Here is a 24,542-nt window from a genome sequence, read left to right on the forward strand (position 1 = left end):
GCCCAAGGCGCCTGTCAACGCCTACATGCATACGTGGCTATACCGTGGCGCAGAGCACAATTCGTGGCGCCAATACGTCCGTATGGATACATTTTCGCCCCCGAAAACGAAACAGTTGCAAAGCCAACCATCCGGTTGACCGAACCGGCAGCCTCATGCCCCTGCGAATCAGGCCATGCGGGTGGGTCGCCGGGGAAATGCGCGCAGCCGATGGAGGCGGTCGGCTGCCATGCGCACCCGCCGTGAAGTCCGGCGGCAAGCCCCATGCTAGGCTGGGTTGCACCTGTGATGGAACCATTTTTCGGATACCGGTCCGGCATGCCCTTTCCGCTTCTGCCGTCCTCCCTGCGGTCCGGACCGCTGGCCGCCTACAGCCTCTACATCGTCGGGTCGGCACTGCTGGCCTCCAACCCGGTGGTCGGGCGGGCGGCGGCGCATGTGGTGCCGCCGATCGGGCTGGCCTTCTGGCGCTGGCTGATCGCCTTCCTGATCGTGCTGCCCTTCGCCCTGCCGGGCCTGCTGGCCCACCGCCACCGATTGAGGGCGCAATGGCGGCGCTATCTGCTGCTGGGCGTGCTGGGCCAGGGGATTTCGGGCGCCATCGTCTATTACGGGCTGGAGCGGACCAGCGCCACCAACGCCAGCCTGATCTATACCACCAGCCCGGCGATGATCCTGGCGCTGGCCGCGGTCTGGCTGGGCGACGCCATCCGGCTGCGGCAGATCCTCGGCATCCTGCTGGCGATGGCCGGCGTGCTGGTGATCCTGACCCGCGGCGATCTGGAGGCCTTGCGGCACCTGTCCTTCAACGGCGGCGACCTGCTGGTGCTGACCGGGGCGGTGTCCTGGTCGGTCTACACCATCCTGCTGCGGCAATCGGGCACACCCCTGCCGGTGGTCACCGCCTTCGCCGCCAATGCGCTGGCCGGCGTGCTGGTGCTGGCGCCCTTCTATGCGTGGGAGACGGTGGCGGTGCGGCCGGTCCCCGTCACCGTCTCCACCGTCCTGTCGATCGTCGCGGTGGCACTGTTCGCCTCGGTTCTGGCTCTGCTGGCCTATCAGAAGACCATCGTGATGATGGGGGCGGCGCGCGCCTCCACCGCGCTGTACGTGTCGCCGCTGTGGGCGGCGCTGGCCTCCTGGCTGATGCTGTCCGAGCCGTTGCAGGGCTTCCATCTGATGGGCGTGCTTCTGGTGCTGCCCGGCGTGATGCTCGCCACCCTGCAGGCCCGCAAGCCGGCGGCGGAACCAGCCGGCAAAGCGGCCTGAGCGGCATCGCCGGACCGGTATTGCTTGATCGCCACGGGCCGCCCTCCCATCTTGGCCGGACCTTCGCCACCCGCACCCGTCCGGCCATGACCGATACCGCCCCCACCCACTTGTTGCTCTGCGCCGACGATTACGGGCTGGCTCCCGGCGTCAACGCCTCCATCCGCGACCTGATCGCCCGGGGACGGCTGACCGCCACCTCGGTCATGAGCCTCTGCCCGCACTGGCGCAGCGGGGCGGATGCGTTGCGCGAGTTGAAGGGCAAGGCGGATGTCGGGCTGCATTTCACCCTGACCGACCAGCCGCCGCTGGGACCGATGCCGACGCTGGCGCCGGACGGGCGGCTGCCGCCGCTGGGGCGGCTGATGGGCTGGGCCTATCGCGGGAGGCTGAACGCGCCGGCGGCACGGGCGGAGATCCGTGACGAACTGTCGCGCCAGATCGCCGCCTTCACCGACGCCTGGGGCGGGCCGCCCGACTATATCGACGGCCACCAGCACATCCACCAGTTGCCGGTCGTCCGCGATGCGGTGGCGGAGGCGCTGGCCGCCTTGCCCGGCGCTTATGTCCGCCTGTGCGGCGAGCCGGTGGCGGCGGTATTGCGCCGGGGCGTGGCGGTGCCGAAGACGCTGCTGATCGGCGGGCTGGGCGGCGGGCTGAGGCGCATGGTGCGGGACCGCGGCATCCCGGCCAACGACCGCTTCGCCGGAGTCTACGACTTTGCCGGCAGCCACCCCTTCGCCGAGCTGATGTCCCGTTTTCTGGACGGGATCGGCGGCCGGACGCTGGTGATGGTGCACCCCGGCCTGCCCGACGATGAGCTGCGCCGCGTCGACACGCTGGTCGAACCGCGGCGCGCCGAATATGACTATCTGCGCGGGCCGGAGTTCGCCGCCCTGCTGGAGGCGCGCAACATCCGGCTGACCCGCTTCGCCGGCTTCTCCCGCTAGGAGCGCTACTCCGCCTCGTCCGGCTGCCAGGCGCGGCGGCGCAGCTTGAAGCGCTGGACCTTGCCGGTCTCCGTCCGCGGCAGGGCGTCGAGGAACTCCACCGCGCGGGGGTACTTGTAGGGCGCGATGTGGTCCTTGACGAAGCTTTGCAGCTCCTCCGCCAGACGCTCGTCGGGGCGGACATCGTCGCGCAGCACGACGAAGGCCTTGGGGATGGTGCCGCGCACCGGATCGGGCGCGGCGATCACCGCGCATTCCTGCACCGCGTCGTGGCTCAGCAGGATGTTCTCGACCTCCAGCCCGGAGATCTTGTAGCCGGCCGAGACGATCAGGTCGTCGGTGCGGGCGTGGTACCAGAAGAAGCCGTCCTCATCGACGTGGAAGGCGTCGCCGGTCAGGTTCCAGCCCTGCTGGACATAGCTTTCCTGGCGCGGGTCGTCGAGATAGAGGCAGCCGGTCGCCCCGCGCACCGCCAGCCGGCCGACCTGACCGGGGGAAGCCGGCGGAACTGGTCGTCCACCACCATCGCCTCATAGCCCGGCACCGGCTTGCCGGTGGAGCCCGGGCGCACATTGCCGGGCACGGCATGCAGCACGGCGTTCAGCAGCTCGGTGGTGCCCAGGCTGTCGAGGATTTCAAGCCCGGTGGCGTCGCGCCAGCCCTCGAAGGTCTGCTGCGGCAGCGGCTCTCCGGCCGAGATGCAGAGGCGCAGGCCGGACAGCCCCTTCGCCAGCGCCGGGTCGGCGGCCATGCGGCCGATCATGCCGCGATAGACGGTCGGCACGGTGAACATCACCGTCGCCTTGTGGCGGGTGGCAGCCTCGATCAGCCGGTCGGCGGTCCCGCGCTCCAGCAGGATCACCGAGGCGCCGATGCGCAGCGGGAACAGCAGCAGCCCGCCCAGCCCGTAGGCGAAGGCCAGCGTCGGCGAGCCGCAGAACACATCCTCGGCCGTCGTCCCCAGCACGGAGCGCGGCGACAGGTCGGAAATCGCCAGCAGATGGCGGTGCAGATGGGCGGCGGCCTTCGGCGTGCCGGTGGTGCCGGAGGTGAAGGCGATCAGCGCCACGTCGTCCTGCGCCGTGTCGGCGGCCTCGAAGCCGGGCGGCTTGGTGGCGATGCGGTGTTCCAGCTCGCCGTCGCGGAAGCCGACGATGCGCAGCGAGGGCAGCGCCGCCTCTTCCAGATCGTCGAGGAAATGCGTGTCGCACAGCGCCATGTCGATGGAGGCGCGCTTCAGCACGTCGGCCAGCTCGGGCGCGCGCAGCAGCGGCATGGTCGGCACCAGCACCCCGCCGGCCTTGATCACCGCCAGCCAGCAGGCGGCCAGCATCGGCGTGTTGGGGCCGCGCAGCAGGACGCGGTTGCCGGTGACCAGCCCGTAATCCTCGGTCAGCACGCGGGCGATGCGGTCGACGGTGTCGCGCATCCGGCCATAGCTCCAGACCTCGCCGTCGCCGCCGATCAGGCAGGGGCGGCCGTCCCAGCCGCGCTCGCGCCAGCCGTCGATCAGGACGGAGACCGCGTTGAGGCGCTGCGGATACTGGAGTTCCGGACGGTCGAGAATCAGGTCGGGGCGCTGTGACGGTGCCGGCAGCCGGTCACGGGTGAAGCTGTCCAAATGTCCGGATGGCGTCATGCGCTGCGTCATCTCCCCCCGTTGCAGGACGGGAAGAATGGGGCCGGCGTGATCGGTGGGCGGACCCGGCCGCCACACGCGCGGTTCAGACACGGCCATGCCATCGGCCGGCGCGAATGCGCATCCCTTCATGGGCAATGCTCCATCTCCCCCCGCAGAGGACGCATGAACACGCCTCCGTCTTATCTTTTATGATCCGACTATAGTGCCAGGGGGAGCAAGTGAGCCATGCAACGAACGAATGGTGGGTGCACCATCAATCGCCATTCGTGCCGGGGCAAGTGACTGAAAAGGCCAGTTTTTCGTTGGTAAGACGCATGATTTGGAACGAAAGTACGGGTCGGCGTACCGATCGTCAGCCGTTCTGCAGGTAAAGATCGATCTCGCCCTGCTCCATCACATGGGCGGTGCCGTGGATGATGCCGTTGGCGATCTGGATGATGCGGTGGATCATCGCGACGGAGGTCTGGCAGTCCACCCGCAGCTTGTCGGGATCGCCGCTGTCGATGTCGGTGCCGATCCGCTCCAGCGTGTGGGCGATCACCTGATGGGCCTGGGCGATGGTGTCCTCGAAAGGGCGGAGGAACTTGGACGGCACATGGCCGTAGGCCTCGATCGCCAGCTCCTTGTCGGAGAAGCCGCTGTCGCGGAAATGCTCGGCATAGCTCTTGGGCTGCCAGATGCGGCATTCCTCCAGCATGTCCGGCATGTCCGGGATCATCTCGATCAGCATCACGATTTCGTTGAAGTGATTGAGATAGTCGGTCGCCAGCAGCGTCTTTTCGGAAATGTTCGTGCCGCGCACGCGCTCCCGCCACCGGGCGAAGTCGGCCAGCTCATCCGGCGGAATGCCGTCCATCAGGGACCGATCCAACTCTTGGTCTTCCATGCACAAACCCGGACCCGATGCGGCAGCCCACGCGATACCCCGGCCGGCACAGGTCCGCCGGCCTTGAAACGGAGGGCGCGCCCAAAGACGCCATGCCCCAACCGTGTGCCGATGTCCTTAACGTTGGATTAAACGCGTTGCAAGCGCCGGCTTGTGAAAGTCCCCGATTGACAGAAGCGAGGCGGCGACATGGCCGTTATCTTGGCAGATAAAAATTCGCCGCCGGCGCCACCCGCGTGATGTCGCGGCGGCGCCCGGCGGCGACTAGGATTGGCGGTTCAGGGAGGAATCACACCATGCCGATCCCAACACCGCCGCTGACGGTTGGTTCCCAAGGGGGACGGTCGGCGGTTTGAATCGCTGCCTTGGCGAACAAGAAAAACGCGCCGGCCTGGGGGTTGGCCGGCGCGCACGAGGATCGGGAACACTCGCCTCGCCCTCGCACGGCAGCGGAAAGACCGATGCCGGAGGGCAAAGACAGAGTGGGCTTGTAAGCCTTTCCGAACGGTTAAGTCCGCCCCTCCGGCATCCCTAATGCCATGCCGGTCATAGGCCGCCCGCAAGGCCGGGCGGGCGACATCCGGCCTTGCTTCATATTATGCATACTGAGTAACCCGTTGTCGGTATCTCGAATAAATCTTTCGGGTTCACTCCCGTTAGGCCGCGGACTGCGCCATATGAACTCCACCGCTGCAGCTCGGGATGAGTCAGTCTGCTGATCGAAGCAGCGGCGATGGCGTCGTGATCCCCGGCAGGGCCGCCCAGGCGGTCCGGTCGCCGGATTTCAGCGCCGGACATGCGGACCGGGAACAGGCGCCCGGAAGAGATCGAGTTGCACCGGCCGTATCCGGGATCCCGGAAACGGCATATCGGGTGGATGCCAGGAACACGCGCCGCAGAAAGGCACGGGGAGAGAGATGGAGCAGTACACCGGTCACTTCATGCAGCATTTGCCCTACCTGCGCCGTTACGCCCGCGCGCTGACCGGGACGAACGGGCGGGGGGACGCCTTGGTGACCCGCACCCTGGAATGGTATCTGGAGGCGGACGAGGCTGAGAACGGCCGTGGCGACGACACGTCGCGCGGCCCGCTCTATCGCCATCTGCACAAACTGCAGGACGAAGACGGCTCGCCCCCCGCGGTCGCGCCCTATCATCCGGTGGAATCGGCGCTGATGACGCTGGCGGAGACCGACCGCCGGCTCTACCTGCTGGTCAATCTGGAGGATCTGCCGGTCGGCGAGGCCGCCGCCGTTCTGGGCATCGCCCCGGAAGATGCGATGGAGCGGCTGACCCACGCCCGCGAGCGTGTCCGTGCCCGGCTGACCGCCACCATCCTGATCGTCGAGGACGACGCCATCATCGCCTACGATCTGGCGGAAACGGTGCGCGGCATGGGCCACATCGTCTGCGGCAACGCGGCGACGATGGACGAGGCGCTGTCGCTGGCGGCGGAACACCGGCCGACGCTGGCCCTGATGGACATCCGGCTGGCCGACGGCGACAACGGGCTGGAAGTGGCGCGCGAGCTGCGGGCCCGCCGCTTCCTGCCGGTGATCTTCGTCACCGCCTTCCCGGACGATCTGGCCAAGCACGGGCTGGAGCATCTGGGCCCGGTGATTCCGAAGCCCTTCACCCGCGACCAGATCGAACAGGCGATCACGCGGGCCGTGTTCATGCCGCAGCCGGAAGATGCCCGCGAGGCGGCGCAGCCCCATTGAGGGGCGGCACCGCTTCACTCGGGAGGCTTTAGCGGAAGACCACCGTCTTGTTGCCGTTCAGCAGCACACGATGCTCCACGTGGTAGCGGACGGCACGGGCCAGCACGATGTTCTCGATATCACGCCCGATGGCCACCAGGTCGTCGGGCGTCATCGTATGGTCGACACGCTCCGCCTCCTGCTCGATGATCGGGCCTTCGTCGAGGTTGGACGTGACATAGTGCGCGGTGGCGCCGATCAGCTTCACGCCACGGGCATGGGCCTGGTGGTAGGGCTTGGCGCCCTTGAAGCTGGGCAGGAAGCTGTGGTGAATGTTGATCACCCGGCCGGCCATCCGCTCGCACAGCGCGCCGGACAGCACCTGCATGTAGCGGGCGAGCACCACGAGGTCGATTTTCTCCTCGTCGACGATCTCCAGCAGGCGGGCTTCCTGCTGCGCCTTGTTGTCGGACGCGACCGGCAGATGGTGGAACGGGATGTTGTGCCACGCCGCCAGCTGATAGAAATCGCGGTGGTTGGAGACGATGGCTGGGATCTCGATCGGCAGATAGCCGGTGCGGTAGCGGTACAGAAGGTCGTTCAGGCAGTGGCCGAACTTCGACACCATGATCAGCACGCGCGGGCGGCGCCGGGCGTCGTGGATCTTCCAGGTCATGCCGAAGCGCTCGGCCACCTGCGCCGCAAAGTCTGCTTCCAGCTGCGCCTTGGTCTGCCCGGCCGGGTTGCCGTTGAAGCTGACGCGCATGAAGAACAGGCCGGAAATGCGGTCGCCGAACTGCGCGCTGTCGATGATGTTGCAGCTCCGCTCCGCCAGGAAGCCGGACACCGCGAAGACGATGCCGACGGTGTCGGGGCAGGAAACGGTGAGGATATAGTCGGAGCCGGTCTCAGACATCGCGCGTCCACCATGGCGTACAGCAAGAAAAGGGGGAGGCTTCCCTAGCACGAACGCCGCGATGTTGCACCCGCTTCATGAGCGACTGTGCACATGGCTGTACCGTCAAGCGCGTGTGCCGCCGATGCCGGGCGGTCCACACCGCTCTGGAATCGCCGGACCGGCGGTGCGACAATCGGCGACGGCGGCCGGGCCAGGCCGGCGGAGGAAGACGGGGTCGACCATGGCATCCGGCGGCAAGATCATCGGTGAATACACCAAGGGCAAGGTCGACAAGCTGATGACGGCGGATGCCGCCGACAGCAGCCGCAGCCAGCGCATCCGCCATTTTCTGGAAAACATGGATGCCGCGATCCTGGAAGCCAACTGCGAGGTCATCGGCCGCGAATTGCCGAACCTCAACCGCGACTCCTTCCTGCGGATGGCGGTGCGGGTGGCGGAACTGCGCGCCGACTATATCCGTGCCGGCCTGAAGATGACGGAGTCCCGCCACCCGGACGCTGCCGCCGTCGCGGACCTCGCCCGCCTGCGCGCGGCCTACGAGCAGATGCTGGCGGTTTACGAGGCCGCGGAGCGGGTGATCGAACGCGGATACGCCAAGCTGGGGTAAGACGCCGGGGTTTCGCCCTTTTCCCTGGAAACAAGACTCGGAAACAAAAATCCCCTTCCCCGCGATCCGGCGGAGAAGGGGGCGCGACCCGTCGGTCACAAAATTCAGTGGCGACCTATCCAAAAGACGCCGGTCGGCCAAAGCCGTGGCCGGGGTCAGACGTCGTGGAAATGTTCCAACTCACGACGCAGGCTGGTGGCCTCCTGTTGCAGGCCGACGATCCGGCGGACGTCAGGACTCTGCTGCTGCTCTTCGCGTTCGAGCTTGTCCTCGATATCGCGCTGCTCTTGCCGGATGATGTTGAACAGTGCTTTCCTCAACATCGACACCTCCCGAGCTGATCGCTAAAATTTTAGCGCTTTTTCAATTCGCCTTCAAGCAACCAATGACCTCTGTCGAATCCTCGGCACGTCAAGTCTGCGCCGGTTACCGAATGCCCACAAATATTCAGAAACGGTAATCTGGCCGGCCTTGACAATACTTTTGCGCCGCCGCATTGGTTAATGATTCAGGCTAGATGAACGGATGGCACGGCTTGGTGCCGATGACTTCCCTCCTTTGCAGCACGGTATTTTTGGCCATGGATCGACGACAGCTGCTTGGGCTCGGGCTCAGCAAGCTTTGGTTAACCGCCTTCGGCGCCGCCGGCCTGGCGCTGGCCCAGCCGTTGGGTTCGGGCAGCGCCCAGGCGTCGGGCCGGCAGCCCGACCGCAAACCGGCCGGCGGCACATCGTCGCGGTCGCGGCTGGTGATGCTCGATCCCGGCCATGGCGGCAACGATCCCGGCGCCATCGGCACCCGCGGCACCTTCGAGAAGGAGGTGACGCTGGACATCGCCCGCGACGTGGCGCGCATCCTGGCGGAGCGGCATGGCGTCGCCGCCAGGCTGACGCGGCGGGACGACCGCTTCCTGGCGCTGGACGACCGGGTTGCGCTGACGCGCGAGGCCGGGGCCGACCTGTTCGTGTCGATCCACGCCGACAGCGCCCCCAATGCGGACGCCCGCGGCCTGTCCGCCTACATCCTGTCGGAAAAGGCATCGGACTCCTTCGCCTCCCGCCTCGCCCAGCAGGAGAACCAAGCCGACCGCTTCGGCAAGCCGGGGGCGGTCGGCGGCGGCCGGATCGTCAAGGACATCCTGATGGACCTGACGGCGCGCCACACCCGCCATGCCTCGCTGGCCGCCCGCCAGATCCTGGTGGAGGGGGCGGGCAAGGAGCTGCGCCTGCTCGAGAACCCGATGCGGGCGGCCAATTTCGCGGTGCTGAAGGCGCCGGACGTGCCGTCGGTTCTGGTGGAAACCGGTTTCCTGTCCAATCCCAGGGACGAGGAAATCCTGCGCGACGCGACCGCCCGGCGGGTGGTTTCCCGCGTCCTGGCCCGTGAAATCGCCGGCGTGCTTTCCAGCCCAGCTTTCGCCTGATTTCACACCGAAACTGCATGAGGCGCTGCGGCGGATTTTCTGCCGCGGCCACTCCTTCGCACTCGCAGCGACTGCAACATCCGTGCATCACATCGGGACAAAGTGACGATGACTGGTGAAAGCCTCGAATTTCCCCATTGCAAAGACCGTTCCGCCGTGACTTTTTCCGGCCGCGCGCCGATTCCGCCCGGCGCTGGCCACGCAGGCGAAGGGAGGCACACTGTGACGGGTTCGAGCCGCCTTTGGACAGTCTTCGCGCTCGCCTGCACCGCCGGTGTCTCGCTGGCCGGCTGCGGGCCGCTGGTGCTGGGTGCCGCGGGCGGGACCGCCGTCGTGGCAACGCAGGAGCGCGGCTTCGGCGGCTTCGTCAGCGACACGGAAATCCGCGCCCGCATCAACTCGCTGTGGCTGCAGCATTCCATCGACCTGACCAACCGCATCGGGCTGACCGTCGATCAGGGCCGCGTCCTGCTGACCGGCCGCGCCGCCGACGCGCAGATGCGGCTCGACGCGGTGCGCCTCGTCTGGCAGGCGCAGGGCGTGAAGGAAGTCATCAACGAAATCCAGATCGACAACGGGTCCAGCATCCTGGACACCGCCCGCGACACCTGGATTTCGACCCAGATCCGCAGCCGCATCACCTTCGATGCGGATATTCATAGCCAGAACTACAGCATCGATACCGTCGATGGCGTTGTCTATCTGATGGGTGTCGCGGCGTCACAGGAAGAGCTGGACCGCGCGCTCCAGCACGCCCGGTCGGTGCCCAACGTCCAACGCGTCGTCAGCTACGTCCGTCTGCTCCCGAACCCAAACATCCAGGGTTGAACCCCGACCGCCATGGCCTCCGCCCTATCCCGTGTCCTCGCCGTTCTCCGCACCGCAGCCGTCGCCGCAGCCTTGAGCCTGCCGGCGGCGTTCGCGGCCGGTCCCGCTCCGGCGCAGGACGCGGCGGTACAGGCCGCACAGGACATGGCCGGGCAACCGGATGGGGCGAAGCAGACCGTGCTGGCGCTGGACCAGGACGGCGGCGGGGCGGACAACCCGGCCGCCGGCACGCCGGGCCCGGCCAACCGCCTGTTCGTCCAGGCCTTGCAGCTGATCCGTCAGGCCGACAACACCTATGACGTCGCCGAGGAGGGCCGCCTGCTGAAGGAGGCGGACAAGCTGTTCAACGACATCGTGACGAAGTATCCCGACAGCCCGCTGGCGGTTCAGCTCGTCACCAACCAGTTCGTCGGCGATTTCGACTTCTACGAATTCCGCTCGCGCATCCGCGCGCTGGTCTGCAACGACCAGCTCAACAGCCTGTGCTTCCTCCACCGCATCGGCGAGATGCTGCCGCCGGTTGAGACGCCGATCAACGCGGCGCGCTGGGACTGGCTGTCGCTGGCCGTCGCCTACCAGCAGCTGGGCGACACCGGCCGCGCCAAGGAGATCATGGCGCCCTTCGTCAGCGCGGTCCGCCGCGGCGGCGTCGCCGACAGCTCCGGCCAGGATCTGTTCGTCGCCCGCGCCCTGTCGCTGATGGGGCAGTCGCCGCTGGCACTCGACATCACCCGGCAGATCAACGACTGCTCGACCCGCATCTACAACATCGCCGACATCGCCAAGGCGGCGGCGTGGCGCGGCGACAGCGGCCTGACCAACGCGCTGGCCGACGAGGCCAAGAGCTATGCCTCCAGCCACAATTGCGCCTGGGAGCTGGGGCTGGTCGCCCAGACGCTGCTGCGCGCCGGCAAGGAGGCGCAGGCCCGCACCCTGTTCCTGAACACGGTCGAGACGCAGTTCTCCAAGTTCAAGGAAACCCGCGGCGACTGCTGCCCGCCGGAACTGGCGGTGGCGGCAGCCGACATCGGCGAGCCGAAGCTGGCGCTGGGCCTGCTCAGCACCGTGCAGGACGAGAATCCCTGGACCATCCCGGCGGTGCTGGGGCGGCTGGCCAAGCGCGGCGAGGCGGGCATGGCGGTCGCCTACGCCGATCAGGTGGCGGACATCGACACCCGCGGCGAGGCCTATGCCGAGTTGATCGAGGCGGCGATGAAGCGCGGCGAGCCGGCCATCGCCAACGACCTCATGAACCGCCTGAACAAGCTGACTGACGAGGCCGCCGGCCGCCGCCCCGGCCTGCTGGCGCAGCGGGCCAAGGCGGAGAAGGCCTTCTACAACGACGACCGCTGGCGCCGGACCTTCCAGCTGGCGATCAACGCGGCGGAGAAGGCCAGCAACTTCGTCCGCCGCGACATCGGCGCCCCGCTGCTGGCCGCGCTGGTCCGCATCGAGACCGGACTGCCGATGCTGGATTGAGGGTGCAGCGACCTCTTGAGATTCCCCCTCTCCCCAGGGGGGAGAGGGGATTGCTGGATCTGAGAGAGCTTCCGCTCACCCCACCGCCAGCACCAGCTTGCCGACATGCTGGTTGCTTTCCATCAGCCGGTGGGCGTCGGCGGCTTGTGCGAGCGGGAAGACCTCGTGGACGACCGGCTTGACCGTGCCGGCGGCCACCAGCGGCCAGACGCGGGCCTTCAACTGTTCGGCCACCGCCTGCTTGTAGGCGATGGGCCGCGCCCGCAGGGTCGAGCCGGTCAGCACCAGCCGCTTGGTCATGACGGGGAAGAAGTTCACATTGGCCGTCGCCCCCCGGACGAAGCCGATGCAGACATAGCGGCCCTCGACCGCCAGAGCGTCGATGCTGCGGGCGACGTAATCGCCGCCGACGATGTCCAGCACCACATTGACGCCGACACCGCCGGTCACTTCCTTGACCACCGCGACGAAATCCTCCTCGGCATAGTCGATGGCGCGTTCGGCACCCAGCCGGACGCAGGCAGCGCATTTCTCCGCCCCGCGGGCGGTGGCGAAGACCCGCGCGCCGAAGGCCGCTCCCAACTGGATCGCCGTGGTGCCGATGCCCGACGTGCCGCCATGGACCAGCAGCGCCTCGCCGGGCTGGAGCGCGCCGCGCTCGAACACGTTCGACCAGACGGTGAAGAAGGTTTCCGGCAGGGCCGCCGCCTCGGCCATCGACAGGCCGTCGGGGATCGGCAGGCATTGCGCCGCCGGCACCACGCAATACTCGGCATAGCCGCCGCCGGCCAGCAGGGCGCAGACCGGATCGCCGATGCGCCAGCCCTCCACCCCCTCGCCCAGCGCATCGACAATGCCGGCGACCTCCAGGCCGGGGATGTCGGTGATGCCCGGCGGCGGGTTGTACTTGCCGAGCCGCTGGAGCACGTCCGGCCGGTTGACGCCGGCGGCCTGGACGGCGATGCGGATCTCGCCGGGTGCGGGATCGGGAACCGGGCGGCGCGCCGGGACCAGCACCTCCGGCTTGCCGGGCTGGCTCACCTCGATTGCCGTCATCAGTCTTGAGTTTGCCATTCGGATCACTCCCCTGCCCTGTTCTTGTGAAAGATTTGGGGGGCACTGTGTCGTCGCGGCGGACGGCCAGTCCACGCGGCGATGGATCCGATTTCGCCCTGCGGAAAAGTCAAAAAAATGGCCGTGCTGCACACAGCACGGCCAGTCTCCGAGAGAAGCGCGAACATGCAAAACAACACATCCGCCCGATGAGAAAGGAACGCCTTTCCCGAGACAGACAATCGCACGGGTCCCGCTGATTTTCCCGAGAAAAAAGACGCTTTTCCATTCCGTGGAAACGCCTCTTTTCTCAAGAAAAGGGCCGCATCCCGTGAGGAATGCGGCCCTGAGTGCGCCAGGGAGGAATGCCAACGTGCACCACCTGCCGTCAGCTCTTGGCGTTCTCTTGCTCTAGGCGTCTGCTTGCCCCTTGTGAGGAACGGGTCAGTTGGGAACCGGCACGCGGCCGCCCAGCTCCTGCGTCACCGCCGCGGCGGCGCGCTTGACCATCTCGCCCAGGGCGCGCAGCCGCGCGTCCTCGATGCGCCGGCTGGAGCCGGACAGCGACAGGGCCCCCATCACACGGGAATTCTCGTCGAAGATCGGAGCGGCGACACAGCGCAGGCCGGACACCCGCTCCTCCTGGTCCAGGGCATAGCCGCGGGTGCGGACCAGCGTCAGGTCGCGGTACAGCGCCGGCAGCGACGACAGGGTACTGCGGGTGAACTGGCGCATGCCGCGCTGGGTAACGATGGTCTGCACCTTGGTCTCGGGCATGCCGGCCAGCAGCGCCTTGCCGACGGCGGAACAGTGCAGCAGCGTGCGGTCGGCCTGCGGCACCGCGACCTGGGCGGCACGGGGACCGCCGACGCGGGCCAGATAGAGCGCCTCGCCATTCTCCTCGACCGCCAGATTGACGATCTCGCTGCTCTCCTCCATCAGGCGGCGCATGCGGGGGCGGGCGACATCGACCAGATTGCGGGTTTTCAGAAAGTTGGCGCCGGTCATGTAGGCCTGCACGCCGACCACCCAGCCGCGCGCGCTCTGGTCGAAGCGCACATAGCGCTCGTACTGCAGCGTCGTCAGCAGGCGGTGGGTGGTGGAGGGCGACAGGTTCGCGGCCTCCGACAGCTCGGTCAGCGTCATCGGACCGTCGTTGGAACCCAGGATCGTCAGGATGTTCAGGGCGCGGCACAGCGACTGGACCACTTGGCCGCGCTCGGCCTTGGCCTCCTTGCCGTTGTCGTTCTTCACCCGCGGCGTCTCGATGATCGCGGTCTTGATGATTGCCGCGGCGCCCTCGCTGGGGTCGTCGTGGATGATGCGGCGGGCCAGGATGCTGTTTTGGGCTTGCGCTTTCATGTCCCATCTCCCTCGGGGTCCGGCGCGTTGGTTGCGCCTGTCTGTTGCGGCTGATGGCGTGAGTGACAGAAGGCTTGGCTAAGGCCGCGGGACCGTCGCGGACGGCGGTCCCGCGGGGGACTGGTTACCCTTTGAAAATCGACTGCATGGTGGAGCCCAGGCTGGCGGGGCTGTCGGCGACGGCGATGCCGACCGACTTCATGAAGTCGATCTTGAAGTCGGCGGTGTCGTTGCCGCCGGAGATCACCGCACCGGCATGGCCCATGCGGCGGCCCGGAGGAGCCGTGCGGCCGGCGATGAAGCCGACGACCGGCTTCTTGGTGCCCGAGGCCTTGATGAACTCGGCGCCGCGGACTTCGGCGTCGCCGCCGATCTCGCCGATCATGATGATGCCCTCGGTCTCCGGGTCCTTCACGAACAGCTCCAGGCTGTCGACGAAGTTGGTGCCGTTGACCGGGTCGCCGCCGATGCCGATGCAGGTGGTCTGGCCGAGGCCGGCCGCCGTGGTCTGCGCCACCGCTTCATAGGTCAGCGTGCCGGAGCGCGAGACGATGCCGATCTTGCCGCGCTTGTGGATGTGGCCCGGCATGATGCCGATCTTGCACTCGTCCGGCGTGATGATGCCGGGGCAGTTCGGGCCGATCAGGCGGGTGGCCGAACCGCTGAGCGCGCGCTTGACGCGGACCATGTCCAGCACCGGGATGCCCTCGGTGATGCAGACCACCAGCGGGATCTCGGCGTCGATGGCTTCCAGGATCGCGTCGGCCGCAAACGGCGGCGGCACGTAGATCACGGAGGCGTTGGCGCCGGTCTTCTCGACCGCCTCGGCGACGGTGTCGAAGATCGGCAGGTCGAGGTGCTTGGCCCCGCCCTTACCCGGCGTGACGCCGCCGACCATCTTGGTGCCGTAGGCGATGGCCTGTTCGGAATGGAAGGTGCCCTGGGCTCCGGTGAAGCCCTGGCAGATCACCTTCGTGTTCTTGTCGACGAGAACAGCCATGTTACGCGGCCTCCTTCTTCACGGCGGCGACGATCTTCTTGGCTGCGTCGTCCAGATTGTCGGCGGACAGGATCGGCAGGCCGGATTCGGCCAGGATCTTCTTGCCGAGCGCGACATTGGTGCCTTCCAGGCGCACCACCAGCGGCACATGCAGCTTCACGTCGCGCGCCGCGGCGACCACACCCTCGGCGATCACGTCGCAGCGCATGATGCCGCCGAAGATGTTGACCAGGATGCCTTCGACCGCGCTGTCGGACAGGATCAGCTTGAAGGCCGCGGTGACGCGCTCCTTCGTGGCGCCGCCGCCGACATCGAGGAAGTTGGCCGGCTCGGCACCGTACAGCTTGATGATGTCCATGGTCGCCATCGCCAGGCCGGCGCCATTGACCATGCAGCCGATGTTGCCGTCGAGCTTGACGTAGTTCAGCTCGTGCTTGGCGGCTTCGATCTCCGCCGGGTCTTCTTCCGCCTCGTCGCGCAAGGCGGCCACGTCCTTGTGACGGAACAGGGCGTTGTCGTCGAAGTTCATCTTGGCGTCGAGCGCCAGGATGTCGCCCGAGCCGGTGACGATCAGCGGGTTGATCTCGACGATGGCGCAGTCAAGATCCACGAAGGCCTTGTAGGCGGCCTGGATGAACTTGGCGGCGGCGCCGACCTGCTTGCCTTCCAGGCCGAGCGCGAAGGCGACCTTGCGGGTGTGGTAGCCCTGGATGCCGGTGGCCGGGTCGACCGCGACCTTGACGATCTTCTCCGGCGTGTTGTGGGCGACCTCTTCGATCTCCATGCCGCCTTCGGTTGAGGCGATGATGGTGACGCGGCCGGTGCCGCGGTCGGTCAGCAGGCCGAGGTACAGCTCGCGCTTGATGTCGGCGCCTTCCTCGACATAGAGACGCTTGACCTCTTTGCCGGCCGGGCCGGTCTGCTTGGTCACCAGGACGCGATTGAGCATCTCGGCGGCATTGGAGGCGACCTCCTCGACCGACTTGACGACGCGGACGCCACCCTTGCCGCCCGGATTGTCCTGGAACCGGCCGGCGCCGCGGCCACCGGCATGGATCTGCGACTTCACCACCCAGACCGGACCGCCGAGTTCGCGGGCGACCGATGCAGCCTCTTCCGGGGTGAAGGCCACGCCGCCGCGCGGAACGGCGACGCCGTACCCCCGCAGCAGATCCTTGGCCTGATATTCGTGAATGTTCATGGTTTTCGTCTCTGTCCCAGTCGGGAATTGTCTTTTGGAGACCGCGGGGAGCCGGAAATTCTTCGGCTGACGGGCGGCGGATTTTTAAAAGTCCGGGCTTCGGCTCCCGCTTCGGCTCTTGAGCGACCGGGAAGGGGACGGTCGGGAAGAGGGGAAGCGGGTTTTTTAAAAATCGGCAGGCTTTTCAAACATCGGGTGCCGGTCCTCCCCCACCCTCTCCCGCCGAAGCGGAGAGGGTGGGGGAAGAAGGCGGAGACTGTTACTCCGCCGCCAGCCTCTCGACGACGCCGATGGCGCCGCTGTCACGGATCTCGACGATTTCACGCTCGCCGAACCCCAGGACGTCGCGCAGGATTTCGTCGGTGTGCTCGCCCAGCAGGGGGGAACGGGTGACTTCCGTCGGGCTGTCGGACAGCTTGATCGGGTTGCCGACCGTCAGGTAGCTGCCGCGGGTCGGATGCTCCACCTCGACCAGCGTGCCGGTTCTCGTAGAGCGACTTGTCCTCGGCGATTTCCTTCATCGACAGGATCGGGCCGCAGGGAATGTCGTATTTGTTGAGAAGGTCCATGACCTCGAACTTGGTCAGGGTCTTGGTCCACTCCTCGACGGTGCCGAAGATCTGCATCAGGCGCGGCAGGCGGGCCACCGGGGTGGCGTAGTCGGGATCGGTGATCCACTCTTCCTTGCCGATGACCTTGCAGATCGACTTCCAGACCGGGGCCTGGGCGATGAAGTAGATGTAGGCGTTGGGATCGGTCTCCCAGCCCTTGCACTTCAGGATCCAGCCCGGCTGGCCACCGCCCGACGCGTTGCCGGCACGCGGCACCGTGTCGCCGAACTCGCCGTTCGGGTATTGCGGGTATTCCTTCATCGGCCCGTGGGCCAGACGCTGTTGGTCGCGCAGCTTGACGCGGCACAGGTTCAGCACGGCGTCCTGCATGGCGGCCAGCACCTTCTGGCCGCGGCCGGTCTCCTTGCGCTGGTAGAGTGCGGTGACGATGCCGAGCGCCAGATGCAGGCCGGTGCCGCTGTCGCCGATCTGGGCGCCGGTGACCATGGGCGGGCCGTCGTCGAAACCGGTGGTCGAGGCCGCACCGCCCGCACATTGGGCGACATTCTCGTACACCTTGCAGTTCTCGAACGGCCCGGGGCCGAAGCCCTTCACCGACGCGACGATCATCGCGGGGTTCAGTTCCTGGATACGCTCCCAGGTGAACCCCATGCGATCGAGCACGCCGGGGGCGAAGTTTTCGACCATCACGTCGCAGGTCTTGATCAGCGCCTCCAGCACCTCCTTGCCCTTGGGCGTCTTGGTGTCGAGGGTGATGGACCGCTTGTTGTGGTTCAGCATGGTGAAATACAGGCTGTCGACGTCCGGCAGGTCGCGCAGCTGGCTGCGGGTGATGTCACCCTCGCCCGGCCGTTCGACCTTGATGACGTCGGCGCCGAACCAGGCGAGCAACTGGGTGCAGGTCGGTCCCGACTGCACATGCGTGAAGTCGAGAATCCGCACGCCCTGAAGTGCCTTGCCCATGTATTTCTCCCCCTGCTTCTTAAGTCGTGTCGGTCGGCGTTTGTTTTTAGGACGGCATCTTGCGGACCGAGCTGGTCGGATTGAGGCTGCCGATGTTGCCGCTTTCGGTGCCGGCGGCCGGGTCGATGACGGCGTTGATCAGGGTCGGACGGCCGCTGTCCATCGCCTCGTTGACAGCGCGGTACAGCTCGTCCGGGTTGGTGACATGGACGCCGACGCCGCCGAAGGCTTCCATCATCTTGTCGTAACGGGAGCCGGGGACGAAGACCATCGGCGACGGGTCGACGCCGCCGGTCGGGTTGACGTCGGTCCCGCGATAGATGCCGTTGTTGTTGAAGATGACGATGCAGACCGGCAGGTTGTAGCGGCAGATCGTCTCCACCTCCATGCCGGAGAAGCCGAAGGCACTGTCGCCCTCGACGGCCAGAACCGGCTTGCCGCTCTCCACCGCCGCGGCGACGGCATAGCCCATGCCGACGCCCATCACGCCCCAGGTACCGACGTCGAGGCGCTTGCGCGGCTCGTACATGTCGATGATGCCGCGGGCCAGATCGAGGGTGTTGGCGCCCTCGTTGACCAGCATGGCGTCGGGGCGCTCCTTGATGACGCGACGCAGGGCGCCCAGCGCACCGTGGAAGTTCATCGGCGACGCGTTGCTCATCAGCTTCGGCGCCATCTTGGCAACGTTCTGCTCACGCTTGGCCGCGACGGTGGCCATCCAGTCGGTCGGCGGGGTCAGGCCGCCGTCGATGCCCTTCAGCATCACTTCCATGACCGACGCGATGTCGCCGACCAGCGGAGCATGGATTTCGACGTTGCTGTCCATCTCCCGCGGCTCGATGTCGACCTGGATGAACTTCTTGGAGCCGGGCTTGCCCCAGGTCTTGCCCTTGCCGTGCGACAGCAGCCAGTTCAGCCGCGCGCCGACCAGCATGACCACGTCGGCTTCCTGCAGCACCAGCGAGCGGGCGGCACCGGCCGACTGCGGATGGGTGTCGGGCAGCAGGCCCTTGGCCATGCTCATCTGCAGGAACGGAATGCCGCTCTTCTCGACGAAGGAGCGGATGGTCTCGTCGGCCTGGGCATAGGCGGCACCCTTGCCGAAGATCACCAGCGGACGCTTGGCGCCCTTCAGCAGGTCGAGCGCGCGGTTGACCGCCTCGGCCGACGGATACTGCGCCGGGGTCGGATCGACCACCTTGACCAGCGACTTCGCACCTTCCGCGGCGTCCATCACCTGCGAGAACAGCTTGGCCGGCAGGTCGAGATAGACGCCGCCCGGACGGCCCGACACGGCGGCGCGGATGGCACGCGCCACGCCGATGCCGATGTCCTGGGCGTGCAGGATGCGGAAGGCGGCCTTGCACAGCGGCTTGGCGATGGCCAGCTGGTCCATCTCCTCATAGTCGCCCTGCTGGAGATCGACGATCTCGCGCTCCGACGAGCCGCTGATCAGGATCATCGGGAAGCAGTTGGTGGTGGCGTTCGCCAGCGCGGTCAGGCCGTTCAGGAAGCCCGGCGCCGACACCGTCATGCAGACGCCCGGCTTCTTCGTCATGAAGCCGGCGATGGCGGCGGCGTTGCCGGCATTCTGTTCGTGGCGGAACGAGACGACCCGCATGCCCTCGGCCTGCGCCATGCGCAGCAGGTCGGAGATCGGAATACCGGGGACGACATACAGGTTGTTGATGTCGTTGAGCTTGAGCGCGTCGATGACGAGCTGGAAGCCGTCGGTCAGCGCCGGCGCGTCTTCGACAACAGATGCTTCCGTGGCCTGGTTCTTAGTGATCGTTGCAGCCGCAGTAGACATATGGGTGACTCCTCCCCGAGGCTCCAAAAAGGTTCAAAGTTGGTTAGTCGAGGAAGGCGCAATGCCGTTCCACGTACTGTGCGAGACCGAGCGTGTGTTCCCGGACGCGGCGTTCCGCGAGATCGGCATCGCGGGCGGCAAGCGCCTCGATGATGTCCCGATGCTCGTGGATGGACTGGTCGGCACGGTCGCCGAGGCCCATCGTCGCGCGGCGGATCGCACGCATATGGATGAAGAAGCGGTCGGTCAGGTCCGAGATCAGCGCGGAGCCCGAAGCCTGGACGATGCTTTGATGGAAGACGATGTTGGCGTCGGAATACTCCGCGACATGTTCCGCCAACTCGGCTTTCGTGTATTTGTCGAACGCGGCGTGCAGGAGTTCCAGCTTCTCCGTGGTGGCGTTTTCGACGAACAGGCGTGCCGCCATGCCTTCCAGGGCGGCACACACCGTGATCATCTCCACCAGTTCGGCCTTCGTCTTGCGCACCACGAAGATCCCGCGCCGCGGTTGGGAGCGGATGAACCCCTCCTGTTCCAGCAGCGCCATCGCTTCGCGCACCGGGGTGCGGCTGACACCCAACGCCTCGCACAGACGGCGTTCGTCCAACCTGATCTCGTTGCTCTGGCCGTAGATGTTCATCTGCGTGATGGCCTGTCGCAGCGATTGGTAGGCCTTGGCCTTGAAGCTCATCCCCTGTTCGAGGGGTTCGACACTGAATCTTTCCCGGTTCATCACGTTTCCGACCCTTTGCGCGCCGACGCCATCGGCGCCGCTTGTTGTCGTGAGCGTTGTTCGTGCGAGCGTTCGGACGATCGCCCTTGGCCCTTGGTACTGAGTGGCGCGTCGTTTTTGAATTATCGATACGGTATACCAGATGCCAGACACCCGCAAGGCCAATTGCGGGCACCTCGAACTATTTCTGCTGCCGACGGAGTTGCGGTCGATTCTGTTCGATTTTTCTGGCTATTGCGCGGTAATCGCCCTAATTTGACCCTTCAGGATCGCTCATAGCGAAGGAACCCGCGCATGGCCGAAACCCAGCATCTGGCCGGGGCCGCAGACAAGTCACCCGCCGGCGCGGCGGAAGAGGCGTCGGATCCGAACTTCATGACCTCGCTGGCGCGGGGATTGTCTGTGATTCGCGCCTTCACCGAGCGCGAGCCGAACCTGACCATCGCCGACATCGCCAAGATCACCGGCCTGCCGCGGGCGGCGGCTCGGCGCTGCCTGCTGACGCTGATGCAGCTGGGCTATGCCGGGTCGGACGGCCGGACCTTCCATCTGAAGCCGAAGATCCTGGCGCTCGGCTATTCCTTCCTGTCGTCGGCCCCGCTGGCGACGATCCTGGATCCGCTGATCGAGCAGGTCAGCGGGGCGGTGCAGGAATCCTGCTCCGCCGCCGTCCTGGACGAGGACGACGTCGTCTACATCGCCCGTGCGGCGACCAAGCGGATCATGTCGGTCGGGCTGAATGTCGGCAGCCGCCTGCCGGCCTACTGCACCTCGATGGGGCGGGTCCTGCTGGCGGCGCTGCCGGAGGCGGAGCTGAACGCCTATCTGGCGCGGGTGCCGCTGAAGCCCTTCACCGAACGGACGATCACCGCTCCCGACGCGCTGAAGCGCGAGCTGGAGCGGGTGCGCGACCGCGGCTTCTCGCTGGTCGACCAGGAACTGGAGCTGGGGCTGCGCTCCATCGCCGTGCCGATCAGCACCGCCGCCGGCGGGGTGGTGGCGGCGATGAACATCAGCGCCCAGGCCGCCCGCGTCACCTGCCCGGAGATGGAGGTGCAGTTCCTGCCCCACCTGCACCGCGCAGCGGAGGAGGCGCGCGTGCTGCTGGTGCGCTCGCGCGGGGTGTGAGGCTCAGCGCGCCCGGATCAGCATCTCTTCCAGATTGCGGTTGATCGATTCGACGCCGCTCTGGGCCTGATGCATGTTGGACACCACGCCGTCGGTCAGGGCCATCTGTTCCTCGGCACCGGTCGCGACGCCGTGGACCGTGGATTTCACGCTGTCCACCGACCGGGCGATGCCGCCCAGCGCCTCGACCACCTGACGGACGACCTCCTGCATGGCGACGATCTCGACGCCGATCCGCTCGGTGGCGCCGGAGGTCTGTTCGGCCAGCGACTTCACCTCGGTCGCCACGACCGCGAAGCCGCGGCCGGCCTCGCCCGCCCGCGCCGCCTCGATGGTGGCGTTCAGCGACAGCAGCTTGATCTGCGAGGCGATGGCGTCGATGAATTTGGCAACACCGTCCATCGCCGCCGCCGCCTCGTTCAGACGGCCGGTGGCGCTGTCCGCCGCCGCCGTGCGCCGGTCGATCTCATCCACCACCTCGCGCGATTTCAGGATGTCGGCGGAAATCCGCGTCGCCGAGGCGCACATCTGCTCGACGGATCCGGCGACGTCGGTGACCTTCTGGACCGTCTGCTTGGAAAACTCGATGGCCTCCAGACGCGACCTGATCATGCCGGTCACGTCGGTGGCGAATTTCACCACCTTCAGCACCTCCCCCGTCTCGGACAGCACGGGATTGTAGCTGGCGTTGATCCACACGTCGGACCCGTTCCTGGCACGGCGGCGGTAGAGGGAGGTGTGGAATGTCCCGCTGCGCAGGATGTCCCAGAACTCGCGGTATTCGGCGCTGTTCTGCTGTTCCGGGGGGACGAACATGCGGTGGTTCTGCCCGACCACCTCATCCAGCCGGTATCCCATCGCCTTCAGGAAGTTGTCGTTGGCATCCAGGATCGTGCCGTCGGGCTTGAAGTGGATCACCGCCTGCGACCGGTTGATCGCTTCGATCTGGGCGCGGAAGTCGGCGTTGCGAATCCGCTGCTCCGTCACGTCGGTGGCGAACTTCACGATCTTCCACGGTTTCCCGGTCGGGTCGAGGATCGGCGTATAGGTGGCCTGGATCCAGACCTGCTCGCCGCTCTTGGTCAGGCGCCGGAATTCGCCGCTTTGATGCTCTCCCCGGCCAAGCTTCTCCCAGAAGGCGCTGTAGGCCGGATCGGCGGCATCCACACCATCGAGGAACAGCTTGTGATGCCGCCCCTGCACCTCCTCCAGCCGATAGCCCATCAGGTCGAGAAAGCGCCGGTTGGCCGTCAGGATGGTGCCGTCCAAACCGAACTCGATCACCGCCTGGGACAGCTCGATGGCGGCGAGCTTGCCGTTGGCATCGGCCTCCTTCAGCTTCGCCTCGGTGATGTCGGTGGCGAACTTCACCACGCCGACAACCCGCCCGCCGGCGCCGAGGATCGGGTTGTAGGTGGCCCGCAGCCAGATTTCCCGGCCCGACTTCGTGATCCGCCGGAACACCGCCGATTGGAAGCGGCCTGCCCGCAGTTCGCCCCAGAAATCGCAGTAGTCCGTGCTCTTTGCATAGTCGGGATCGACGAACATGCTGTGCGGACGCCCCTTCACCTCGTCCAGACGATAGCCCATCGCCTCCAGGAAATTCCTGTTCGCATCCACCACCGTGCCGTCCATTGCGAATTCGATGACGGCCTGCGACCGGTCGAGCGCGTCCAGCTTGGCCCGCTCGCAGCTAACACCCTTGGTGAACAGAAACATGGAGTCCTCCCTTCCTCGCGTCGCGCCGGACGGATGCGGAAGGGCCATGGTTTCCCATTTTACCACTTCATTCCCGAGGTGGACCACGAACGGATCCGTCTCGGGAAACAAAGTATCCTGGCGGCACGGCCTCAGCATACGGCAGCGCCAGGAAGGATAGATAAAGCATCCGACCCGGCCAGTCGGGATTATCCCTAGGGCCGGGCACCGCCGGTCACAGGGCCGATCACAGGATCGTCTCCGGCGATATTCCCAGCAGGGCCGACTTGATCTTCGGCACCATATGGTCTGCAAAGGCCCGCACCTTGGCCGGAACCAGCGCGCGATGGGGATAGAGCACGGCCAGCGTCACCGGTTCCGGCGGAAAATCGGGCAGCACCGGCACCAGGGCGCCGCTGGCGAGATGCTCCGCCACCTCCCACAGCGGTTTCATCGCGATCCCCCGCCCGTCGAGCGCCCAGCCGGTCAGCACGTCGCCGTCGTCGGCGTCGAAGCGGCCCGACACCGGCAGCTTCACCGGCTCGCCGCCCTCCAGCACGCTCCATTGATATTGCTGGGTGCCGGGAAAGCGCAGGAGCAGGCAGTTGTGGCCGGACAGAATCCGCCGGCCTTTCAGGCCGTCCGCGTTCCGACAGGTAGGAGGGGGCGGCGACCAGCACGCGGCGCACGTCGGCGATCTTGCGCACGACGAAGCTGGAATCCTTCAGCGCCGCCATCCGCACCGCCACATCGACCGCCTCGCGCAGCAGGTCGAGCAAATGGTCGGACAGGCGCAGCCGCACCTCCACCAGCGGGTGGGCGGCACAGAAGTCGGGGACCAGCGGCGACAGGATGCGGCGGCCGAAGCCCAGCGGCGCCGTTACCCGCACGCTGCCCGACGGCACGCCGGACCCGGCGGCGATGCTACTGTGGGCACGCTCCACCGCCTCCAGAACCTCAAGGCAGCTCTGGTAGAAATCCATGCCGGTCTCGGTCGCCTGCAACTGCCGCGTCGTGCGGTTCAGCAGCCGGACGCCGAGATGGGTTTCCAGCTGCTGGATGCGGTGGCTGACCATGGCCGGCGACATGCGCAGGTTCCGCCCGGCGGCCGACAGGCTGCCCAGTTCGACGACGCGGACGAAGATGCGCATGTTCTCAAGCAACGCCATGCTCGCGCGGACTCCCTGCCAGACGATTGGGCCGGACCGGTGGGTTCACGGGTCGGAAGGGACGCTAGCACGGGTGCCGCGGAGAGGGAATTTCCGCGACGCAGCAAGCCTGCCCAAACGAAAGCCGCCGGAGCGCGTCTGCGCCCCGGC

General features: G+C 66.7%; 22 protein-coding genes and 1 pseudogene. 8 read left to right on the forward strand and 15 right to left on the reverse strand.

Annotated features, from left to right (window positions below):
* The first annotated feature begins 318 nt into the window (after nt 1-318).
* Complete coding sequence (locus ACWPN8_RS21235) at nt 319-1,269, forward strand: DMT family transporter (RefSeq protein WP_492242182.1); 951 nt, start codon at nt 319-321, stop codon at nt 1,267-1,269.
* Nucleotides 1,270-1,355: 86 nt separating this feature from the next.
* The gene (locus tag ACWPN8_RS21240; RefSeq protein WP_492242183.1) at nt 1,356-2,219 is read left to right on the forward strand and encodes a ChbG/HpnK family deacetylase; all 864 of its coding nucleotides are present in this window, start codon (nt 1,356-1,358) and stop codon (nt 2,217-2,219) included.
* A 5-nt stretch (nt 2,220-2,224) separates the two neighbouring features.
* On the opposite strand, the gene ACWPN8_RS21245 is transcribed toward ACWPN8_RS21240, so the two are convergent.
* From ACWPN8_RS21245 to ACWPN8_RS21255, 3 genes are all read right to left on the reverse strand, one after another.
* Complete coding sequence (locus ACWPN8_RS21245; RefSeq protein ID WP_492242184.1) at nt 2,225-2,689, reverse strand: AMP-binding enzyme; 465 nt, start codon at nt 2,687-2,689, stop codon at nt 2,225-2,227.
* Nucleotides 2,614-3,858: an AMP-binding protein gene (locus tag ACWPN8_RS21250; RefSeq protein ID WP_492242185.1), complete on the reverse strand. Its 1,245-nt coding sequence runs from the start codon at nt 3,856-3,858 to the stop codon at nt 2,614-2,616. The genes ACWPN8_RS21245 and ACWPN8_RS21250 overlap by 76 nt, the downstream gene beginning before the upstream one ends.
* 355 nt (nt 3,859-4,213) lie before the next feature.
* Nucleotides 4,214-4,717, reverse strand: coding sequence for a hypothetical protein (locus ACWPN8_RS21255; protein ID WP_109449707.1), 504 nt, complete (start codon nt 4,715-4,717; stop codon nt 4,214-4,216).
* A 947-nt stretch (nt 4,718-5,664) separates the two neighbouring features.
* Here ACWPN8_RS21255 and ACWPN8_RS21260 point away from each other — a divergent pair.
* Nucleotides 5,665-6,468 (forward strand): response regulator, encoded by an 804-nt coding sequence (locus ACWPN8_RS21260; RefSeq protein WP_109449705.1) that lies wholly within the window; start codon nt 5,665-5,667, stop codon nt 6,466-6,468.
* Nucleotides 6,469-6,496: 28 nt separating this feature from the next.
* Here the strand turns inward: ACWPN8_RS21260 and purU are convergent, their stop codons facing one another.
* The gene (gene purU, locus ACWPN8_RS21265) at nt 6,497-7,363 is read right to left on the reverse strand and encodes a formyltetrahydrofolate deformylase (RefSeq protein WP_109449702.1); all 867 of its coding nucleotides are present in this window, start codon (nt 7,361-7,363) and stop codon (nt 6,497-6,499) included.
* A gap of 223 nt (nt 7,364-7,586) precedes the next feature.
* Here purU and ACWPN8_RS21270 point away from each other — a divergent pair, with 223 nt between their 5' ends.
* Nucleotides 7,587-7,973: a hypothetical protein gene (locus tag ACWPN8_RS21270; RefSeq protein ID WP_492242186.1), complete on the forward strand. Its 387-nt coding sequence runs from the start codon at nt 7,587-7,589 to the stop codon at nt 7,971-7,973.
* A 155-nt stretch (nt 7,974-8,128) separates the two neighbouring features.
* On the opposite strand, the gene ACWPN8_RS21275 is transcribed toward ACWPN8_RS21270, so the two are convergent.
* Nucleotides 8,129-8,296 carry a hypothetical protein gene (locus ACWPN8_RS21275; RefSeq protein WP_199235334.1) on the reverse strand — a complete coding sequence of 56 codons (168 nt, stop codon included), beginning with the start codon at nt 8,294-8,296 and terminating at the stop codon, nt 8,129-8,131.
* Between the two features lie 257 nt (nt 8,297-8,553).
* Here ACWPN8_RS21275 and ACWPN8_RS21280 point away from each other — a divergent pair, with 257 nt between their 5' ends.
* The 3 genes from ACWPN8_RS21280 to ACWPN8_RS21290 all read left to right on the forward strand — a co-directional run bounded on the left by ACWPN8_RS21280 (nt 8,554) and on the right by ACWPN8_RS21290 (nt 11,703).
* Entirely contained in the window at nt 8,554-9,396 is an 843-nt protein-coding gene (locus ACWPN8_RS21280) for an N-acetylmuramoyl-L-alanine amidase family protein (RefSeq protein ID WP_492242187.1), read from the forward strand.
* A gap of 222 nt (nt 9,397-9,618) precedes the next feature.
* The gene (locus tag ACWPN8_RS21285) at nt 9,619-10,224 is read left to right on the forward strand and encodes a BON domain-containing protein (protein ID WP_492242188.1); all 606 of its coding nucleotides are present in this window, start codon (nt 9,619-9,621) and stop codon (nt 10,222-10,224) included.
* Nucleotides 10,225-10,236: 12 nt separating this feature from the next.
* Nucleotides 10,237-11,703 carry a hypothetical protein gene (locus tag ACWPN8_RS21290; RefSeq protein ID WP_492242189.1) on the forward strand — a complete coding sequence of 489 codons (1,467 nt, stop codon included), beginning with the start codon at nt 10,237-10,239 and terminating at the stop codon, nt 11,701-11,703.
* A 75-nt stretch (nt 11,704-11,778) separates the two neighbouring features.
* Here the strand turns inward: ACWPN8_RS21290 and ACWPN8_RS21295 are convergent, their stop codons facing one another.
* The 7 genes from ACWPN8_RS21295 to ACWPN8_RS21325 all read right to left on the reverse strand — a co-directional run bounded on the left by ACWPN8_RS21295 (nt 11,779) and on the right by ACWPN8_RS21325 (nt 20,397).
* Nucleotides 11,779-12,777 carry an NAD(P)H-quinone oxidoreductase gene (locus tag ACWPN8_RS21295; RefSeq protein WP_492242190.1) on the reverse strand — a complete coding sequence of 333 codons (999 nt, stop codon included), beginning with the start codon at nt 12,775-12,777 and terminating at the stop codon, nt 11,779-11,781.
* Nucleotides 12,778-13,200: 423 nt separating this feature from the next.
* Nucleotides 13,201-14,118, reverse strand: a complete 918-nt coding sequence (locus tag ACWPN8_RS21300) for an IclR family transcriptional regulator (protein ID WP_098737493.1) — start codon at nt 14,116-14,118, stop codon at nt 13,201-13,203.
* A 124-nt stretch (nt 14,119-14,242) separates the two neighbouring features.
* A complete protein-coding gene (gene sucD / locus ACWPN8_RS21305; RefSeq protein ID WP_492242191.1) occupies nt 14,243-15,118 on the reverse strand; it encodes a succinate--CoA ligase subunit alpha in 876 nt (291 codons plus the stop codon).
* Between the two features lies 1 nt (nt 15,119).
* Nucleotides 15,120-16,319: an ADP-forming succinate--CoA ligase subunit beta gene (gene sucC, locus ACWPN8_RS21310; RefSeq protein WP_492242192.1), complete on the reverse strand. Its 1,200-nt coding sequence runs from the start codon at nt 16,317-16,319 to the stop codon at nt 15,120-15,122.
* Between the two features lie 320 nt (nt 16,320-16,639).
* Nucleotides 16,640-17,854, reverse strand: coding sequence for a formyl-CoA transferase (frc, locus tag ACWPN8_RS21315; RefSeq protein WP_492242193.1), 1,215 nt, complete (start codon nt 17,852-17,854; stop codon nt 16,640-16,642).
* Nucleotides 17,855-17,900: 46 nt separating this feature from the next.
* Nucleotides 17,901-19,664 carry an oxalyl-CoA decarboxylase gene (gene oxc / locus ACWPN8_RS21320; protein WP_492242194.1) on the reverse strand — a complete coding sequence of 588 codons (1,764 nt, stop codon included), beginning with the start codon at nt 19,662-19,664 and terminating at the stop codon, nt 17,901-17,903.
* Nucleotides 19,665-19,707: 43 nt separating this feature from the next.
* On the reverse strand, nt 19,708-20,397 hold the full coding sequence (locus ACWPN8_RS21325; RefSeq protein ID WP_085083968.1) for a GntR family transcriptional regulator: 690 nt from the start codon (nt 20,395-20,397) through the stop codon (nt 19,708-19,710).
* Between the two features lie 294 nt (nt 20,398-20,691).
* Between ACWPN8_RS21325 and ACWPN8_RS21330 the strand changes: the two genes are divergently transcribed.
* A complete protein-coding gene (locus ACWPN8_RS21330; RefSeq protein WP_109451039.1) occupies nt 20,692-21,525 on the forward strand; it encodes an IclR family transcriptional regulator in 834 nt (277 codons plus the stop codon).
* A 3-nt stretch (nt 21,526-21,528) separates the two neighbouring features.
* Here ACWPN8_RS21330 and ACWPN8_RS21335 read toward each other — a convergent pair whose 3' ends face one another.
* From ACWPN8_RS21335 to ACWPN8_RS21345, 3 genes and pseudogenes are all read right to left on the reverse strand, one after another.
* Nucleotides 21,529-23,244 (reverse strand): methyl-accepting chemotaxis protein, encoded by a 1,716-nt coding sequence (locus ACWPN8_RS21335; RefSeq protein WP_492242195.1) that lies wholly within the window; start codon nt 23,242-23,244, stop codon nt 21,529-21,531.
* Nucleotides 23,245-23,470: 226 nt separating this feature from the next.
* On the reverse strand, nt 23,471-23,782 hold the full coding sequence (locus ACWPN8_RS21340) for a LysR substrate-binding domain-containing protein (RefSeq protein WP_492242196.1): 312 nt from the start codon (nt 23,780-23,782) through the stop codon (nt 23,471-23,473).
* 121 nt (nt 23,783-23,903) lie between these two features.
* Nucleotides 23,904-24,392, reverse strand: a pseudogene (locus ACWPN8_RS21345) (LysR family transcriptional regulator); the annotation flags it as partial.
* Nucleotides 24,393-24,542: the final 150 nt, after the last annotated feature.

The sequence above is a fragment of the Azospirillum sp. UENF 112521 genome (assembly GCF_058780665.1).

What these genes read in the sequence shown, in the direction of transcription:
- ACWPN8_RS21235 (WP_492242182.1), top strand. Translation starts at nt 319, where the DNA reads ATGCCCTTTCCGCTTCTGCCGTCCTCCCTGCGGTCCGGACCGCTGGCC.
- ACWPN8_RS21240 (WP_492242183.1), top strand. Translation starts at nt 1,356, where the DNA reads ATGACCGATACCGCCCCCACCCACTTGTTGCTCTGCGCCGACGATTAC.
- ACWPN8_RS21250 (WP_492242185.1), bottom strand. Translation starts at nt 3,858, where the DNA reads ATGACGCCATCCGGACATTTGGACAGCTTCACCCGTGACCGGCTGCCG.
- ACWPN8_RS21255 (WP_109449707.1), bottom strand. Translation starts at nt 4,717, where the DNA reads ATGGACGGCATTCCGCCGGATGAGCTGGCCGACTTCGCCCGGTGGCGG.
- ACWPN8_RS21260 (WP_109449705.1), top strand. Translation starts at nt 5,665, where the DNA reads ATGGAGCAGTACACCGGTCACTTCATGCAGCATTTGCCCTACCTGCGC.
- purU (WP_109449702.1), bottom strand. Translation starts at nt 7,363, where the DNA reads ATGTCTGAGACCGGCTCCGACTATATCCTCACCGTTTCCTGCCCCGAC.
- ACWPN8_RS21270 (WP_492242186.1), top strand. Translation starts at nt 7,587, where the DNA reads ATGGCATCCGGCGGCAAGATCATCGGTGAATACACCAAGGGCAAGGTC.
- ACWPN8_RS21275 (WP_199235334.1), bottom strand. Translation starts at nt 8,296, where the DNA reads ATGTTGAGGAAAGCACTGTTCAACATCATCCGGCAAGAGCAGCGCGAT.
- ACWPN8_RS21280 (WP_492242187.1), top strand. Translation starts at nt 8,554, where the DNA reads ATGGATCGACGACAGCTGCTTGGGCTCGGGCTCAGCAAGCTTTGGTTA.
- ACWPN8_RS21290 (WP_492242189.1), top strand. Translation starts at nt 10,237, where the DNA reads ATGGCCTCCGCCCTATCCCGTGTCCTCGCCGTTCTCCGCACCGCAGCC.
- ACWPN8_RS21295 (WP_492242190.1), bottom strand. Translation starts at nt 12,777, where the DNA reads ATGGCAAACTCAAGACTGATGACGGCAATCGAGGTGAGCCAGCCCGGC.
- ACWPN8_RS21300 (WP_098737493.1), bottom strand. Translation starts at nt 14,118, where the DNA reads ATGAAAGCGCAAGCCCAAAACAGCATCCTGGCCCGCCGCATCATCCAC.
- sucD (WP_492242191.1), bottom strand. Translation starts at nt 15,118, where the DNA reads ATGGCTGTTCTCGTCGACAAGAACACGAAGGTGATCTGCCAGGGCTTC.
- sucC (WP_492242192.1), bottom strand. Translation starts at nt 16,319, where the DNA reads ATGAACATTCACGAATATCAGGCCAAGGATCTGCTGCGGGGGTACGGC.
- frc (WP_492242193.1), bottom strand. Translation starts at nt 17,854, where the DNA reads ATGGGCAAGGCACTTCAGGGCGTGCGGATTCTCGACTTCACGCATGTG.
- oxc (WP_492242194.1), bottom strand. Translation starts at nt 19,664, where the DNA reads ATGTCTACTGCGGCTGCAACGATCACTAAGAACCAGGCCACGGAAGCA.
- ACWPN8_RS21325 (WP_085083968.1), bottom strand. Translation starts at nt 20,397, where the DNA reads ATGAACCGGGAAAGATTCAGTGTCGAACCCCTCGAACAGGGGATGAGC.
- ACWPN8_RS21330 (WP_109451039.1), top strand. Translation starts at nt 20,692, where the DNA reads ATGGCCGAAACCCAGCATCTGGCCGGGGCCGCAGACAAGTCACCCGCC.
- ACWPN8_RS21335 (WP_492242195.1), bottom strand. Translation starts at nt 23,244, where the DNA reads ATGTTTCTGTTCACCAAGGGTGTTAGCTGCGAGCGGGCCAAGCTGGAC.